Annotated in this window: 2 protein-coding genes; one reads left to right on the forward strand and one right to left on the reverse strand. The window is 76.1% G+C overall.

Features of this window, described 5'->3' with window-relative positions; genetic code table 11:
* Nucleotides 1-275 precede the first annotated feature (275 nt).
* Complete coding sequence (locus tag AA75_RS39475) at nucleotides 276-692, reverse strand: SsgA family sporulation/cell division regulator (RefSeq protein WP_033825294.1); 417 nt, start codon at nucleotides 690-692, stop codon at nucleotides 276-278.
* 215 nt (nucleotides 693-907) lie between these two features.
* On the opposite strand from AA75_RS39475, the gene AA75_RS39480 reads away from it, so the two are divergent.
* The coding region (locus AA75_RS39480; RefSeq protein WP_033825295.1) for a DUF2510 domain-containing protein at nucleotides 908-1,159 on the forward strand (252 nt) is incomplete at its 3' end.

A 1,159-nucleotide genomic window follows, 5' to 3' on the forward strand; every position in this document is an offset into this window, starting at 1 on the left:
CCGGCGCGCGGGCCGACGCGGGGGCGCAGACCGAGGTGGGGGCGCGGCGCTAGCGCGTTCGGCGCCGGGCCCGACCCGTTCGCCCGGCGGCGCGGGGAACCGCGTGGCCGGGGAGCGGCGCCGCCTCGTCCGCTCCGCGCTGCCGTGTACTGCTCGCGGCGCGCGGACGGCTCGCGCGTCAACGGCGTGACCGAGCGCTGCTCGCAGGTGGACGGCCCGCGGGTGGACGGCCCGCGCGTCAACGGCGTGCGCGTGAGGTCCGGGCCGGTCGCGGGTCACGCCAGCAGGTCGGCGAGCGAGCCGTCCAGGTCCATCGCGCCCAGCTCGCCGCCCGGCGGCACCAGCCGGTGAGCCCGCTCCAGCCAGGCCGCCACCGTGGCCAGCGGCGCCTCCAGCAGCGCGTCCCCGGCCGGCGAGCTCAGTGCCATGCACAGCACGCTCCGCCGCCCCGACCGGGTCGGCCAGATCCGCACGTCGCCCTGGCCGCAGGGCCGGAAGGTCCCCTCGACCAGCAGCTCACGGGCGAACACCCAGGTCACCGGCGTCCCGGTGTCCAGGTGAAAGGTGATGTGGACCGCGAACGGGTCGTGGCTCCCGTACGACAGCCGGGCCGGGACGGACACGCTCCGCTCGGGCGACAGCACCAGGTCCAGGTCGAGCTCCTGCTCCACCACACCGACGTACCGCTCCATGGCCGTGCTCCTCTCCGCTTCCGGAGCGGCTGCCGCTCAGCCCCTCCACCAGGAGAGAGGGCGGTGCACAGGATCTCTTACACACCTTCCGATGGGGTCTTTTTCCGCGGAATCAAGCGGAAAGCCCCGCCCGAGGCACTACCCTTTGTGACTGCATGGCGACTCTCCGCCTGCGCCACTCGATCCGGCCCGGTGCGGGCGCGAAGGAAGCACGGATGACGGACCGGCCATTCGCCGCCGGCGCGGACACGGCCGCCGGCCCGACGCCGGGCTACTACCCCGACCCTTCCATCCCCGGCTTCGTCCGCTACTGGGGCGGTACCGGCTGGGTCCCCGGCACCAGCCGACGGGCGCCCGCCGAGGGCGAGCACCTGCCTCCACCGGTCTTCGCGGCCCGCCAGGCGCCGCCGGTCGTCCCGCCCCGGCACATGCCGCCCCCGGCCGCCGTCCCGCCCCCGGCCGCCGTC

It is taken from the genome of Kitasatospora sp. MBT63 (assembly GCF_000710465.2).
In the GTDB taxonomy this organism is placed as follows: Bacteria; Actinomycetota; Actinomycetes; order Streptomycetales; family Streptomycetaceae; genus Kitasatospora.

Coding starts and splice junctions, on each gene's coding strand:
- AA75_RS39475 (WP_033825294.1), bottom strand. CDS start 692: ATGGAGCGGTACGTCGGTGTGGTGGAGCAGGAGCTCGACCTGGACCTG.